Consider the following 14,478-nt stretch of genomic DNA (forward strand, 5'->3'; position numbering starts at 1 on the left):
TAGCCAGCCCTGGTTAGTAGAGCGAGTGGAGAGTGGCGTGGCACATCCGCCGGGGACTCGCGGCTGGGCGGTCGAGCCAAGGCCGTGTCCCGCGCGCCACAGCTGCTGCCCAGCGGTGCAACCAGCCCAGCCACGTCGGCCTTCCCTCCCCTGGGAAAGGCGGTGCAGCCGCGCGCCGCGCCGATGAGACACGCAGTTGCTCTTGTGGCCGCAGGGGGTCAGCCCAGCACGTCCTGCAGGGCCACCTCGTACAGCGAAGTCAAGCTGTCCGTAACCTCCAGCAGGCGCTCGCTGGTGGTGGCCACGTTTTCCAGGCCGCGCGGGTCTGGCTGGCGCTTGAGGGCGGCCTCGAAAAACACCCACTGCGCCTGGCCCAGTTCCAGTGCCGAGCGGATGGCCGGGGTGGAGATGGGCGCCTTGTTCAACTGCGCGAGGGCACGCTGGAACTCATCGGCGTCGCCCGTCATCTGCTCGCGCACCGTGCGGCTGTCAAGGCCAGCGGCCAACAGCTCATAGTTCTTGGCCAGGCGCTGCGACAGCATGCGCTGGCGCCCGGCGGTATTGACCAGGCGTGCCGTGGGCGCCTGGGCCAGCCGCTCGAGGGCCTCGGTGGTGGTGTTGGCGGCAGCCAGCATCTGGTCGGCCTGGGCCGACACGGCCTGAAAGCCCTCCTTCGTCGGCGCCTGGGCCGTGAGCGCGTCCAGGCGGTCCGCGTTGCGGCGCACGTCCGCCAGCAGCCGCGCCACCTCGGGCGGCCAGCTCTGGCGGTCCATGTCCTCGAAGCCGGAATGCACCTGCCGGCGGGTGTGTTCCAGCGCATCGCGGGCGCGCGCGGCACCCACGTTCAGGTACAGCTGGCCGTAGACCTTGGCGGTGCGCTGGGACAGCGCCCGAAAGCGCGCCGTGCGGTTGATGGCCGTGGCCAGGGCCATGCGCGCCTGGGCCGACAGCGGCAGGGCCGGCACCAGCAACACGGTGGCCAGCGCGCGCACAGCGGTGCGGCGGCCGCGCCGGCAGGCGGCGACGGAGGGAGGGGTGGGGACTGGGCGTTGGTTCTGCATGCGCCGTATTCTCAAATCGCCCTCCCGCGCCCCCTATGACACTGGTCAAAGGCACCTCATGTCGCTGCCGTGACAGCAGATTGATCAACATCAATTTAGCGGGCAGCCGCCATACCCCTACGACGCCGATGGGGCACAATTTCGCCATGGCTGAACGTGTCATTCCCCTCGTGGATCAGCGCAGCAAGGTGCTGCAGCCCCCCGCGCTCCTGGCCGCGGCACCCGCTACCGGACTGCTGCAGGACACGCTCTCCCGTCCCTTGCGCGACCTGCGCATCAGCGTGACGGACCGCTGCAACTTCCGCTGCGGCTACTGCATGCCCAAGGAAGTGTTCGACAAGCACTACCGCTACCTGCCGCACAGCGACCTGCTGAGCTTTGAAGAGATCACGCGGCTGGCGCGCCTGTTCATGGCGCATGGCGTGCGCAAGATCCGCCTCACCGGCGGCGAGCCGCTGCTGCGCAAGGACCTGGAGAACCTGGTTGCCCAGTTGGCGGAACTGCGCACGCTGGAGGGCCGCGTGCCCGACCTCACGCTGACCACCAATGGATCGCTGCTGGCGCGCAAGGCGCGCGCCCTCAAGGCCGCGGGCCTGCGGCGCGTCACCGTGAGCCTGGACAGCCTGCAGGACGACGTGTTCCGCCGCATGAACGACGTGGACTTTCCGGTGGCCGACGTACTCGCCGGTATCGAGGCCGCGCAGGCGGCGGGCCTGGAGCACATCAAGGTCAACATGGTGGTCAAGCGCGGCACCAACGACCACGAGATCCCGGCGATGGCGCGCCACTTTCGCGGCACCGGCATCACGCTGCGCTTCATCGAATACATGGACGTGGGCGCCACCAACGGCTGGCGCATGGATGAGGTGCTGCCCTCCGCCGAAGTCATCGCGCGGCTGCAGGCCGAGCTGCCGCTGGTGCCGCTGGCCGCGCAGTCCCCCGGCGAGACCGCCAAGCGTTGGGGCTACGCCGGCCCCGACGGTCGCCACGACCCGCGCTTGGGCGAAGTGGGCGTGATCAGCAGCGTCACGCAGGCCTTCTGCGGCGACTGCAACCGCGCGCGCCTGTCCATGGAGGGTCGGCTGTACCTGTGCCTGTTTGCCTCGCAAGGCTGGGACCTGCGCAGCCTGCTGCGCGGCAATGCCAGCGACGCGCAGATCAGCGCCGCCATCGCCCACATCTGGCAGGGGCGCGGCGACCGCTATTCCGAGCTGCGTGCCAGCCTGCCACCCGAGACGGGCAGCGGCCAGCGGCGCATCGAGATGAGCTACATCGGCGGCTGAGCCGCCGCCGCGCCGCAGGGACCTGCCCCGGCGCGCCGTTCACCACCCTTCTTCTTTCCCATGATCGACACCCACGACATCACAGGTCTCATCCTCGCCGGCGGCCGCGGCTCCCGCATGGGCGGGGTGGACAAGGGCCTGCAGAACTTCCGCGGCCTGCCCCTGGCACTGCACACGCTGATGCGGCTGCAGCCGCAAGTGGGCGACGTGATGATCAACGCCAACCGCAACCTGGCGGCCTATGAATCATTCGGAGTGCCGGTGTGGCCTGATGGCCTTGCCGACTACGCAGGCCCGCTGGCGGGCTTTCTCACAGGGCTGGAGCGCTGCGAGACCCCTTGGCTGCTCACCGTGCCCTGCGACACACCGCTGTTCCCGCCAGACCTTGCCGCACGCCTGGCCCAGGCCGCCATGCGCGCGGGCGCCGACATTGCCATGGCAGCGGCACCCGAGCCCGACGAGCGCGATGGCACCGTGCGCGTGCGCACCCAGCCGGTGTTTTGCCTGCTGCGCGTGACGCTGCTGGAGAGCCTGGTGCGCTTCACGCAGGGCGGCGGGCGAAAAATCGACCGCTGGACCGAACAGCACGCCTGCGCCGTGGTTCCGTTCGACCAGCCGGGAGACGACCCGCATGCTTTCTACAACGCCAACACCCTGGCCGAGCTGCACGCCCTGGAAGGCCTGGGCCACCGCTGAGCTGCAACCCTCCTTGCCCATACCGCATGAAAACCATTGACCAGATCGCCGCCGAGTTGCAGGGCTACGACCCGCAGGCACTGCGTGCCGCCGATGTGAACACCTTCCTGGAGCGCCTGGTCGCGCCCGTCACCAGCACCGAAGAAGTCGGCATCTTCGACGCCCTGGGCCGCGTGCTGGCGCGGGACGTGGTCTCGCCCGTCAGCGTGCCGCCGCACGACAACTCGGCCATGGACGGCTACGCCTTCGACGGCGCCCAACTGCAGCCCGGCCAACCGCTGGTGCTGCGCCCGGTCGGCTCCACAGCCTTTGCCGGCGCCGCCTGGACCGGCACCGTGGCCGCAGGCGAGTGCGTGAAGATCATGACCGGCGCCATCATGCCGGCAGGGCTGGACACCGTGGTGCCGCAGGAGTTCACCACGGCCGAGCCCGACGGCCACATCCGCATCGCACCCGACGTGCTGCGCCGCGGCGACAACCGCCGCCTGCTGGGGGAAGACCTCATGCAAGGCCGCGTAGCGCTATCAAAAGGAGAGCTGCTAGCGCCTGCTGCTATTGGCCTGGTGGCCAGTTTGGGTCTAAAAACGGTGACGGTGTACCGCCGGGTGCGCGTGGCCTATTTCTCCACGGGCGACGAGATCCTCAGCCTGGGCGAGCCACCGCGCGAGGGTGCGGTGTACGACAGCAACCGCTACACGGTCTTTGGCCTGCTGACACGTCTGGGCGTCCAGGTGATCGACCTGGGTGTGGTGCGCGACGAGCCCACACTGCTGGAAGCCGCCTTCCGCCGTGCGGCCGCCGAGGCCGACGCCATCATTACCAGCGGCGGTGTGAGCGTGGGCGAGGCCGACCACACGCGCACCATGATGAAGCAGCTGGGCGACGTGGCGTTCTGGCGCATCGCCATGCGCCCGGGCCGGCCGATGGCGGTGGGCCGCCTTCGGCCCGAATTACAAGCCAAATCCGATCCTAACGCTCGTCCATCAAGCGTTAGCAGCTATCAAGATGGAAGCATTCAGAGTGCAGACGGCAGCAGCGTGCTGTTCGGGCTGCCAGGCAATCCGGTGGCGGTGATGGTCACCTTCCTGGCTTTCGTCCGCCCCGCGCTGCTGCGCATGATGGGCTGCACGCGCAGCGCACCGCCGCTGCTGCGCGCCGTCAGCACCGAGGCCATGCGCAAGAAACCCGGCCGCACCGAATACCAGCGCGGCCTGGTCACCACGGCAGCGGACGGCACGCTGCAGGTGCGCACCACGGGCAACCAGGGCTCAGGGGTGCTCAGTTCCATGGTGCAAGCCAACGGCCTCATCGTGCTGCACCACGGCCAGGGCAACGTGGCACCTGGCGACATGGTCGATGTGATGATGTTTGACGGCGTGATCTGACACGCCCGCGCAGCGGCGGCCGGCTTGGCCGCGTGCGCCGCAGCCCTACCCTGCCCCCATCGCCATCCTTGCAGGAGCCGCCATGCCGTTTGCCGCCACCCATCTCGCTCAGCCGCCTTCGCGTGAAACGGTGGACCAGTGGCTGGGCCCCACCGTGCTGGAGTTCGGTACGCCCTGGTGCGGCCACTGCCAGCGCGCCCAGCCGCTCATCGAGCAGGCCCTCGAAGACCGGGACGATGTGCGCCACGTCAAGGTGGAGGACGGCCCCGGCCAGCGCCTGGGCCGCAGTTTTGGCGTGAAACTCTGGCCCACGCTCGTGTTCCTGCGCGACGGGCGAGAAACAGCGCGGCTGGTGCGCCCACAGACGGCACAGAGCATCCATGAAGCGGTGCAGGGCATCACCGCCACCACTGGCTGATCACCCGCAAGGCCCGGAACCCGGTCTCAGCGGCCCAGCGCCTGCTCCACACCCTTGTTGGCCAGCATGTCGGCGCGCTCGTTGCCAGGGTCACCTGCATGGCCGCGCACCCAGTGCCATTCGATGCGGTGGCCCGCTTGGTGCGCCAGCTCGTCCAGGCGCTGCCACAGCTCCACGTTCTTCACGGGCTGGCCGGCCGCCGTACGCCAGCCCTTTTTCTTCCAGCCATGGATCCACTCGGTGATGCCCTGGCGGACGTACTGGCTGTCCAGGTACAACGCCACCTGGCAGGGGCGCTTGAGCGCGCCCAGCGCCTGGATCACGGCCATCAGTTCCATGCGGTTGTTGGTCGTTCCCAGTTCGCCACCGAACAGCTCTTTCTCCAGCGTGCCTGAACGCAGCACTGCCCCCCAACCGCCGGGGCCCGGATTGCCCTTGCACGCACCGTCGGTATAGATCACCACCTGATTCAAAAATAGCTCCCAGAAATAAAGAAAATGTCCCGTCGCCTCAGCCCGGGCCATGGCGCCGCGCTACCTGTACCTGCGCGGCAGCCGCCTGCGGCGCCTTGCGCCACGAAGGCTCCAACAGGCGCATGCCCTGCACGCGCTTGACGGCGACGATCACATACGCGGCCCCGAAGATCGGCCACCAGCGCGCACCCAGCGCGTCCATCCAGCCGTAGCGCTGCAGCCAGCGGTCGCCGGCCACGGCGGGCCGGTAGCAGCCGAAGCTCATGGATTCCAGCTCAAAGCCAAGCAGGCGCAGCCAGTCGCGCAGGCGCCCGGGTGAAATGAACTCCCCCACGTCCGGCAGGAACAGCCGCCCCCCTGCGCCACAGCGCTGGTACAGGCGCGATCGCCGCTGCCGTAACCCCCACAGACTGAGCGGGTTGAGTCCACTGATGACCACCTTGCCCTCGGGCACCAGCACGCGGTGCACCTCGCGCAGCGCCGTGTGCGGGTCCACGCTCAGCTCCAGGGTGTGGGGCAGCGCCAGCAGGTCCAGGCTGGCCTCGGCAAACGGCAGCGCGACCGCATCCGCCAGCAGCGCCGGTGGCTCCTGCGCATCGCTACGCTCTAGCAGCAACTCCGGCGGCATAACGGCCAGCCAGCGGTGCGGCATGCGGTTGCTGCGCAATGCCTGCAAGCCCGGCATGCCCAGCTGCAGCGCGTGGTAGCCGAAGATGTCCGCCACCAGCTCGTCGTAACGCTCCTGCTCCCAGGCCAGCAGGTAGCGGCCAGGGGCAGTATCGAACCAGTGGTGCAAACCTATAATTTCGCCGGTCATGAAGAACTTGCTGCCATTGCCCGCCTTCGCCGACAACTACATCTGGATGATGTACGACGCGCAGCGTGCGGTCGTTGTGGATCCCGGCGATGCAGAACCCGTGTTGCAGGCGCTGCGCAGCATGGGGCTGCCATTGGAAGCGATTCTAGTCACGCACCACCATGGCGACCACGTGGGCGGGGTGAACGCCCTGCGCGAAGCCACGGGCGCAACCGTGTATGGCCCTGCCACGGAGCCCATGCCCGAGCCCCTCATCCGCCTGTCGGGCGGCGACACTCTTCAGGTGCTAGGCCTCACGTTTTCCGTGCTGGACGTGCCGGGGCATACGGCGGGGCATATCGCCTACTACTGTGCGGACATGGAAGGCGAGCCCCTGCTGTTGTGCGGGGACACGCTGTTCTCAGGTGGATGCGGGCGCTTGTTCGAAGGCACGCCCACGCAAATGCAGGCCTCGCTGGACACGCTGGCCGCATTGCCCGGCAACACCCGCGTATGCTGCGCCCATGAATACACGCTGTCCAACCTGAAGTTCGCCCGCGCGGTGGAACCCCATAACGCTGCGCTACTCCAGTACATCACCGAATGCGAGTCCCGGCGCCGCGCGGATCAGCCCACACTGCCGTCGCGCATTGCCATCGAGCGCGACATCAACCCTTTTCTGCGCACGCGCGTTGCTACGGTAGCCCAAGCCGCCCACGGCTTCGACCCCCTCATAGACCCGCGCGAACCCGCAGCCGTACTGGCCGCGCTGCGCCAATGGAAAAACGAATTTCGATGAGACTTCTGCACATCCTGGGGCTGGCAAGCCTGCTGTGGTTGACCGGTTGCGCGACCACTGCCCCTACGGACAACGCCGCATCCACCGCCGACCCCACTACTGCCAGCCATACGCCGCTGTATCCGTCGGGACCATTGCAGCCCATCACGGCGAGCGCCGCCAGCGGCCACACAGTGGCTGGCGTCAGCGCGCCAGCCGANCATCCGGCGCGGCTTTTCCATGCCCGACCTGGACACCGATCTGGTACGCGACCGGGAACAGTGGTATGCCACGCGCCCCGACTACATGCAGCGCATGACCGAGCGCTCCAGCAAGTACCTGTTCCATATCGTCGAAGAGCTGGAACGCCGGGGCATGCCCACAGAACTGGCGCTGCTGCCCTACATCGAGAGCGCCTTCAACCCCCAGGCAGTGTCCAGCGCCAAGGCCGCGGGCATGTGGCAGTTCATGCCGGCCACGGGAACCTATTTCGACTTGAAGCAGAACGCCTTCCGCGACGACCGGCGCGATGTGCTGGCGTCCACGCGCGCGGCGCTGGACTACCTGCAGAAGCTCTACGGCATGTTCGGCGACTGGCATCTGGCCCTGGCCGCCTACAACTGGGGGGAAGGCAGCGTGGCCCGCGCGATCGCGCGCAACGAGAAACAGGGTCTGGGCACGCGCTACACCGAGCTGACGATGCCCGCCGAAACCCGCATGTACGTGCCCAAGCTGCAGGCCGTGAAGAACATCGTGGCCAATCCCGACAAGTTCAGCACCGAGCTGCCGCTGATCGAGAACCACCCGTACCTCCAGAGCGTGGAGATTACGCGCGACATGGACGTCACCCTGGTAGCCAGTCTCGCCGGCGTACGCATCGAGGATTTCCGCGCCCTGAACCCGTCGCTGCACAAGCCCGTGATCCTTGCGGCGGGCATGCCGCAGATCCTGCTGCCCTGGGACAACGCCCAGGTGTTTCGCAAGAACCTGGAGGCCTACACCGAAGGCCAATACGCCAGTTGGACGGTATGGACGGTGCCCAACACGATGAGCGTCTCCACCGCGGCGCAACGCACGGGCATGAGCGAAAACGATTTGCGTCAGGTGAATGGCATTCCACCACGCATGATGATCAAGGCCGGCTCGGCCCTCATGGTGCCCCGCGCGGCCACCATGCGCGCAGACGTCCCGGGTCATCTCGCCGACAACGGCCAAGTCAGCTTCACCCCCGAAATCGTGACGCGGCGCACCACGGTGCGCGCGGGCAAGCGCGACACCGTAGCCAGCATCGCACGGCGCTACAAGGTCAGCACCGCAGACGTTGCCGACTGGAACGACGTGAAGACCTCCAGCAAGTTCAAGCCCGGAGAACAGGTCGTGATGTACCTGCCCGTGCGGCTTGCCGCGACATCGCTGGCACGCACCAGCGCGAAACAACCCATCAGCCTGGCGACAGTCCGCTCGGCAAAGGCCGGTGCGCCCGCACGCAAGGGCGGCACACCGTCGAAACGCAAACGGTAAGCCCGGCTAGAAACGCAGCGTGTGCATACCCAACAGGCCGAGGATGCCCATCACGATCAGGTACAGCGCAACGATCACGTTGAGCAGTTTGGGCATGATCAGAATCAGGATGCCTGCGATGAGGGAAACCAGGGGGCCAATGCTGAGGTGAAGTGTCATGGGAACTTTGCCGGGATGCGGGAGGAAGGAAAGCACTCGCGCTGCGCGCGCCGCCTAGCCCATTACTTTAGCGGTGATCCCGGGGCGCAAGGCGCACTTGGCGCGCCCTGACCGACCGAACCAACGCCTGGGCACGCCGTAATCTGCCGCAGAGGGCCGGGGGCCTGCATTTTTGCCCCCTCTTGCGCCACACCGAGCTTTCCCAAAAAAGGTCCGATACGGCGCGAAGCGCGGCGTCACGTCAGCAGTTGCCTTTTTTCGCCTGACCGGGAGGGCACCCGTGCGGGTGGCTCTTGGGACCCGCTCCACGGTTGTCGTAATGGTCGTGATAGACCGCGCAACCGGAAAGCGTGAATGCAGCAACCGCAATGGCAAGCAGAGTCTTCATGGCTGAAAATGTGGATGAACGTCGAGGCATTTTAGAAGCGCCCCATTGTTCCCGGACTGATTGAAACTCGTACGGTGGAGTAATACGACGCTGTACCACTCATCGCTAGCACAGCGACAAAGGTAAGCAGTCAGAAGAAGTTCGATTGCTGGCCGCTGTGCGGTTGCAACGGAGGGCGGCAGCATGAAGCACGTTTTGATGCGGCGCCGGTTCCTCAAGACCGTTGGTGGCATGGTGCTGTCACCCCGGCCACTGCTTGCGGCATCGAACCCGGCCAGTGGAATTCAGCAAGTGGTGGCGGCGCTGCTGGTGGCGACAGAAGAAGGCTCTCTGTTGCAGATCGACCCGGAAGATTTACGCAACGCGCTGAAGCTCTGCGGTAGTTCCCCCATGAGCTTCACGGTGACGAACCACGACGCAGACAAGGTTCTTGATACTTGCCGCGATGCGTTGGCCGGGATACCGAGCCACAACATCAAAGCCGCCGTGGTAGTGTGCAGCGGCTACGGCAAGGGCTTTGAACTGACCCAGTGTGCAGGGGTCTTCAGGGCCGTTCAGCACGCCATGGACGAATCGGCGTATCTGGTGTTCGGCGTGGTACTCGATTCCGCGCTGGTGGACGCCATGAGCGTCAATTGGCTGGCTGGTGCACCGGACGGTTAATGTGGAAATAGACACTCATCCGAAAACGCCGCGACCCGCCGTGTGAAGAAGACAGCGTTTGTGCATGGTAGCAGCCTTATTTCCATCATCCAGGGTGAACCGCAAGGGTCATGACAGTTAGCGCAGCGGTGAGCGGCGTGTTCCTTGTGGCCGGTCGCCGGTCTTTGCCAGGGATGCTTCATTGATCCTGCGCTTCACAGATGTGCGGCTAAGGTTCTTCGGCAACTGGGCCTCAAACCCAGCCATCAAGTCAGTCATGATCATGCTGAGAGATTTCGCTAAAGTATTCAACAATGCTCGATAAAGGAGGGAAGCAATGAAACCAACAATAAATGGTCAGCGTGTTCAATCGATGGCGTCGTGGGCGGCCATTCTCTTGATGTGCGTCGCTCTGCACCCTGCTCAAGCCCAGCAGTGGAAAGATGCTCCCGCCTACGACAAGGCTCAGGCAAAAAACGTTCTGGACCGCAGCACGTTTTACATACCGCTGTTCGGAGCGGTCTACCGCGAGAAGTTTGAGGTGATGGTTCAGAAGCTGCCGGGCGTGCGCGGCGTCATCATCCACAATCATGGATGCGGTGGCATGTGGGGCTGGGAAACCACGATTGCGCAGTTCTACTACCGTGAAGGCTTTGCCGTGGTTTCGCCGGAGTTCGTGACGCGCGATGGAAACAAGACGGGCTGCCCTGGCGGATCGCCGGAGGAGCAACTTCGACGCGCTGGCGAACGGGCCGCAGAGGGCATTTACACCGCCAAGAACCCCGCACGACTAGCGGCGCGGGGCGACGATATTCAAGAAGTGATCCGTTGGATCAAAACGCTCACGGACTTACCTATCTTCTTGAGCGGTCACAGCGAGGGCTGCCGAACCACTTACAACTGGAATCGCAACGAACCACAGGTCAAAGGCGGCATTTGCCACAAGCAGAGCGTGAACCGGCACTATGAACATCTGTGGAAATGGGATACCCGGTTGCCGATGTGGTCGTCCAACGAGGATGAAGACCCATGGGCTGGCGGTAGCAAACAGTTTCCTGCGGTGGGTTTTGAAGAGAAATTCAAAGACAACCCGCAGAACCTCACTTCGTTCCGTTATCCGGGTAACAGCCATGATCCACTCGTGCGTCCTGGCGAAGGTCAGAGCTTGCGAGACTGGTTGAACAAGCAGGTCAGTTTGCCTCCGCTCAAGGGACAGAACGGCTTTAACTACGAAGACGCTTTGCCTGCGATCCAGAGCGAGCTAAAAAAGAAAAACCGTTAGACAGCCCTCCAGTGACTGGTGAGATGCACTCTAGGTAAGAGTCTCACAAGCACGCCGTGCGACCGGCGGCACGAAGGGCTGTGCCACGCCGACCATAGACTTTCGGCGTCGGCCTGTCGGCCGAAAAACGATTCGGGAGGGTTCAATGAAGAGAATTTTCACTGTCGTTGCCCTATGGGCTCTTGCATTAGTGAGCCATGCCGAAGGCACCCTGTTCAAGGTGCCAACGCGCGATGGCGTGACCACAACGCTATTTTGGGAACCCGCTCCAGATGCCAAGGCCACGGTGTTCCTGTTCCCTGGTGGCGCAGGAGGCTTCGGCAAGGTCGAAGCGGGCAAGGCTACGGGGCTCAACTTCCTGGTTCGCTCCGAGCCCTATTTCATCGCCAGCGGCTTCAACGTAGCCATCTTCGGCCGTCCCAGCGATTCTCAGGATCTGGATTACGCCGACCGCATCAGCGAGACACACATGACTGATGTGCGCAAAGTTCTGGAGTTCGTAAAGCGCAAGGCAGATGTGCCGGTCTGGATGGTTGGCACCAGCCGGGGCACGATTTCAGTGACGGCCGCTGCCATCAATATGCCTGACGCGATGGCGGGAGTGGTGCTGACCTCCAGCGTGGTCAGTTACAAGAAGCCCGGCGCCGTGCCCAAACAGGATTTGGCGCAAATCAAGGTGCCTGTGCTGGTGCTGCACCACGCCAAGGACGCCTGCACATTGTGTCAACCGCACGAGGTACCCGCCATCCTGCGCGGTTTGAAGAACGCGCAGACCAAGAAGGAGATCATGGTCAGCGGCGGCGAGAATCCCACGGGCAACGTCTGCGAGGCTTTGCATTGGCATGGCTTCATTGGCATGGAGCGCGAGGCAGTTGATCTGATAGCCAACTGGATCAAAGCGCCGACGAACTGAAGTGCACATTCCGTCATGAGGCCCCTTGTTTGCCCCATTCGCTGACACACCGCAGCGCCTTGACCGGCATGGCCGCCTTGTTCGCACACTCGCGCGCATCCATCACGAAAAGCAAGATCGGCGACTTTGTGAAGGCTGGAATGCCCACGCAGATCGGCAATGACCGCAACTCTGCCGCCCGCAAGCATCGCCGGATGTACGGTGGGAATGGTTACCTGATCTGACCGGAACACACGACGGCACCGGGCACAGCGATGCCATCAAAAGTTGAGGCCCGAGCCCGACCAATGTACGAGGCGAACGACAAGATTTCATTGCCAGTTGTCCAACAAAGTACAACTGCATCCATACAAATTCTGGCAACGATCTGGCAATGGGATTCTGGCAAAGAAAAAGCACCTAGGCATTTCTGCGCTAAGTGCTTGATTCATAACCAAATTTTGGTAGGACGTACAAGATTCGAACTTGTGACCAACGGATTAAAAGTCCGCTGCTCTACCAACTGAGCTAACGTCCCAACCTTTGCCACCTCTCGGTAGCAAAGCTAAAGATTATAGCGTGATTTTTAGGTCTTCGACCTTTCCGCCAACTTGTCGAGAATCCATCCCGCTGCACAGTGACCAAATGTGGCCGTGACGGCGACCGATGAGCCATAACCATGGCAATTCAGGGATCCGTCGCCTTCACCGACGCCGCAAGACGCGTGTGGCTTTGATACCGCTTCCTTGCTATAGACGCAGGTGACGCCGATTTTGCGGCCTTCTCGGGCCGCGCCGTGGTTCCTGCGCAAGCGATAGCGCATCTGGGCCAGCAGCGGGTCGTGCGTGGTAAACGCCAGATCTTCTACCTCGACTTTATATGCGTGACGCTTACCCCCGGCAGCACCTACCGTGACGAAAGGCAGCCGCGTGGAGACGGCCCAAGCTGCCATTGCGGCCTTGGCGTTTACTTGGTCGCATGCATCCACCAATGCATCCACCGAAGATGGCAACAGAGTGGGCCAGTTCTGTGCATCCACGAACTCTTCAACGCAGTTCACCCGACATGCCGGATTGATCAGGGCAATGCGCTCGGCCATGGCGCGTACCTTGGCTTGGCCTATGGTTGTGGTCAGAGCGTGAATTTGCCGGTTGACGTTCGACTCGGCTACATGGTCCAAGTCAATCAGCGTGAGCGCTCCGACGCCGCTGCGCGCGAGTGCCTCTGCTGTCCAAGAACCCACGCCGCCAATTCCGACCACAGCAACATGCGCGCTCCGGATGCGTGCGGCGCCCTCCTGCCCGAACAGGCGTTCCAGCCCTGCGAAGCGCCGCTCCAAGTCTGGCGTGTCGTCAACGGATGTGATCACTTCAGGCGCGCCAGGCGTTCCTTCGCAGCGGCTGCTGCTTCCGACTGCGGATAAACGCGCAGCAAGTCTTCCAGGGTCTTGCGCGCAGCCCGCGTATCTTTCAATTCGATCTGGCAATTGGCAATCGAGAGGGCCGCCTCGGGAGCGCGCGCATGGTCTGGCGCCGCCGACAACAGAGCCTTGAAGTTGTTGATGGCCTCTTTGTAATCACGCGTGGCGTACTGTGCATTGCCCAGCCAAAAACGGGCAGACGGTACATAACCGGACTGTGGATACTGGCGCACGAAGCCGCTGAAAGCGTTGGACGCTTCACCGAACTTACCTGCACGGAAGAGCGCCAAGGCCGCCTCGAAATCACGCTTCTCTGCAGGATCAGCCCGGAATTCGCGCCCGTCCAGCGTCACCGTCGCGGGCTCAAACTGGCGCAACCGCTCATCGACACCCTGCGCCATGTCCTTCTGGCGGCGCTGCAGCTCTGCGACATCGCGCAATAGCTGCTCGTTCTGACCACGCAGTGTCGCCTGTTCAGTGCGCAATGCCTCGATTTGCATCTGTAGGTCGAGCAGGCTGCGCCGTAGTTGCGAGACCTCATCGCCGGACCGTTCCCCCGCACGCTGGCTGGCCTGCGTCAATGCATCGACACGCTGGCGCATCTCAAGGATGGCACGGCGCGCCTCGCTGTCCTCGAACAATGCATAGCTGGGGGTCGACCAGCAGGCAGCGGCGGCCAGCGCCGCCGCGCCCAGCGCCCGCGGGCGCAGGAGCAAAGACATGCGCGGCATCAACGGTACGACAGCTCAACGCGGCGGTTTTGCGAGTGCGCGTCTTCCGTGTGGCCCTGCACCGCCGGCTTTTCCTTGCCAAAGCTCACCGCCTCCACCTGCGCGTCCGGCACGCCCAGCAGCCCCAACGAGCGGCGCACGGCTTCCGCGCGCTTCTGGCCCAGCGCCAGGTTGTACTCGCGGCCACCGCGCTCATCGGTATGGCCCTCCAGCACGACCTTGCGGGCGGAAGACGCTTTCATGAAGCGAGCATGGGCCTCCAGCACGGACTGGAACTCAGGCTTGACGATGAAGCTGTCAAAGTCGAAGTAAATGACGCGCGCCACGCCAACGGGACCCTCGGCGTCGCGCCCTGACTGGGACAAGTCCACAGGAGCCACGCCGCTTTGGCCCGTGCTTCCCGAGTTGGCGCCCGGTGCGGTGGACGTAGCGCCGCGGTCTTCGACCGGCACATCGTCCAGCTTGACGCCGGAGCTGCAGCCTGCCATGAGGGCGACGATGGAGAGCGCCAGAGACACGCGCTTGAAGGGGAAACGGTTCATTAAAAACTCCT

General features: G+C 64.2%; 16 protein-coding genes, 1 tRNA gene and 2 pseudogenes. 11 read left to right on the forward strand and 8 right to left on the reverse strand.

Annotated elements, in window-relative coordinates; translation table 11 throughout:
* Positions 1–218 precede the first annotated feature (218 nt).
* Complete coding sequence (locus OX89_RS15930) at positions 219–1,061, reverse strand: type IV pili methyl-accepting chemotaxis transducer N-terminal domain-containing protein (RefSeq protein WP_015913469.1); 843 nt, start codon at positions 1,059–1,061, stop codon at positions 219–221.
* Between the two features lie 146 nt (positions 1,062–1,207).
* On the opposite strand from OX89_RS15930, the gene moaA reads away from it, so the two are divergent.
* The 4 genes from moaA (at position 1,208) to OX89_RS15950 (ending at position 4,843) form a co-directional block, all read left to right on the forward strand.
* Entirely contained in the window at positions 1,208–2,344 is a 1,137-nt protein-coding gene (gene moaA / locus OX89_RS15935; RefSeq protein ID WP_047351443.1) for a GTP 3',8-cyclase MoaA, read from the forward strand.
* Between the two features lie 60 nt (positions 2,345–2,404).
* Positions 2,405–3,040, forward strand: coding sequence for a molybdenum cofactor guanylyltransferase MobA (gene mobA, locus OX89_RS15940; RefSeq protein WP_047351346.1), 636 nt, complete (start codon positions 2,405–2,407; stop codon positions 3,038–3,040).
* Positions 3,041–3,066: 26 nt separating this feature from the next.
* Positions 3,067–4,425, forward strand: coding sequence for a gephyrin-like molybdotransferase Glp (gene glp / locus OX89_RS15945; RefSeq protein ID WP_047351347.1), 1,359 nt, complete (start codon positions 3,067–3,069; stop codon positions 4,423–4,425).
* An 82-nt stretch (positions 4,426–4,507) separates the two neighbouring features.
* Complete coding sequence (locus OX89_RS15950) at positions 4,508–4,843, forward strand: thioredoxin family protein (RefSeq protein ID WP_011805012.1); 336 nt, start codon at positions 4,508–4,510, stop codon at positions 4,841–4,843.
* Between the two features lie 26 nt (positions 4,844–4,869).
* On the opposite strand, the gene rnhA is transcribed toward OX89_RS15950, so the two are convergent.
* Complete coding sequence (gene rnhA, locus OX89_RS15955) at positions 4,870–5,316, reverse strand: ribonuclease HI (RefSeq protein ID WP_015913473.1); 447 nt, start codon at positions 5,314–5,316, stop codon at positions 4,870–4,872.
* A gap of 37 nt (positions 5,317–5,353) precedes the next feature.
* Positions 5,354–6,133 (reverse strand): class I SAM-dependent methyltransferase, encoded by a 780-nt coding sequence (locus OX89_RS15960; protein ID WP_011805010.1) that lies wholly within the window; start codon positions 6,131–6,133, stop codon positions 5,354–5,356.
* Between OX89_RS15960 and gloB the strand changes: the two genes are divergently transcribed.
* The 3 genes and pseudogenes from gloB to OX89_RS15970 form a co-directional block, all read left to right on the forward strand.
* Complete coding sequence (gene gloB, locus OX89_RS15965; RefSeq protein WP_047351348.1) at positions 6,132–6,911, forward strand: hydroxyacylglutathione hydrolase; 780 nt, start codon at positions 6,132–6,134, stop codon at positions 6,909–6,911. The genes OX89_RS15960 and gloB overlap by 2 nt on opposite strands.
* Positions 6,908–7,110: pseudogene (locus OX89_RS19215) on the forward strand (lytic transglycosylase); the annotation flags it as partial. The gene gloB and the pseudogene OX89_RS19215, both read left to right, overlap by 4 nt.
* A gap of 1 nt (position 7,111) precedes the next feature.
* Positions 7,112–8,411: pseudogene (locus tag OX89_RS15970) on the forward strand (transglycosylase SLT domain-containing protein); the annotation flags it as partial.
* Positions 8,412–8,417: 6 nt separating this feature from the next.
* Here OX89_RS15970 and OX89_RS18290 read toward each other — a convergent pair.
* Entirely contained in the window at positions 8,418–8,570 is a 153-nt protein-coding gene (locus OX89_RS18290) for a DUF3096 domain-containing protein (protein ID WP_011805007.1), read from the reverse strand.
* Positions 8,571–9,141: 571 nt separating this feature from the next.
* Between OX89_RS18290 and OX89_RS15975 the strand changes: the two genes are divergently transcribed.
* The 4 genes from OX89_RS15975 to OX89_RS18735 all read left to right on the forward strand — a co-directional run bounded on the left by OX89_RS15975 (position 9,142) and on the right by OX89_RS18735 (position 12,019).
* Entirely contained in the window at positions 9,142–9,621 is a 480-nt protein-coding gene (locus OX89_RS15975) for a hypothetical protein (protein WP_047351349.1), read from the forward strand.
* A 316-nt stretch (positions 9,622–9,937) separates the two neighbouring features.
* Entirely contained in the window at positions 9,938–10,882 is a 945-nt protein-coding gene (locus tag OX89_RS15980; RefSeq protein ID WP_047351350.1) for a hypothetical protein, read from the forward strand.
* Between the two features lie 145 nt (positions 10,883–11,027).
* Positions 11,028–11,795: an alpha/beta hydrolase gene (locus tag OX89_RS15985; protein ID WP_047351351.1), complete on the forward strand. Its 768-nt coding sequence runs from the start codon at positions 11,028–11,030 to the stop codon at positions 11,793–11,795.
* A gap of 59 nt (positions 11,796–11,854) precedes the next feature.
* Complete coding sequence (locus OX89_RS18735) at positions 11,855–12,019, forward strand: hypothetical protein (protein WP_199856265.1); 165 nt, start codon at positions 11,855–11,857, stop codon at positions 12,017–12,019.
* 217 nt (positions 12,020–12,236) lie between these two features.
* Here OX89_RS18735 and OX89_RS15990 read toward each other — a convergent pair.
* The 4 genes from OX89_RS15990 to pal all read right to left on the reverse strand — a co-directional run bounded on the left by OX89_RS15990 (position 12,237) and on the right by pal (position 14,467).
* Positions 12,237–12,312: transfer RNA gene (locus OX89_RS15990), tRNA-Lys, on the reverse strand.
* 48 nt (positions 12,313–12,360) lie between these two features.
* Entirely contained in the window at positions 12,361–13,143 is a 783-nt protein-coding gene (locus OX89_RS15995; protein ID WP_047351352.1) for a ThiF family adenylyltransferase, read from the reverse strand.
* Positions 13,140–13,925, reverse strand: coding sequence for a tol-pal system protein YbgF (ybgF, locus tag OX89_RS16000; protein ID WP_011804995.1), 786 nt, complete (start codon positions 13,923–13,925; stop codon positions 13,140–13,142). Before ybgF ends, OX89_RS15995 begins: the two co-directional genes overlap by 4 nt.
* Positions 13,925–14,467 (reverse strand): peptidoglycan-associated lipoprotein Pal, encoded by a 543-nt coding sequence (pal, locus tag OX89_RS16005; RefSeq protein ID WP_047351353.1) that lies wholly within the window; start codon positions 14,465–14,467, stop codon positions 13,925–13,927. The genes ybgF and pal overlap by 1 nt, the downstream gene beginning before the upstream one ends.
* Positions 14,468–14,478: the final 11 nt, after the last annotated feature.

Source organism: Diaphorobacter sp. J5-51, from assembly GCF_001023515.1.
Taxonomy (GTDB): domain Bacteria; phylum Pseudomonadota; class Gammaproteobacteria; order Burkholderiales; family Burkholderiaceae_C; genus Diaphorobacter; species Diaphorobacter nitroreducens.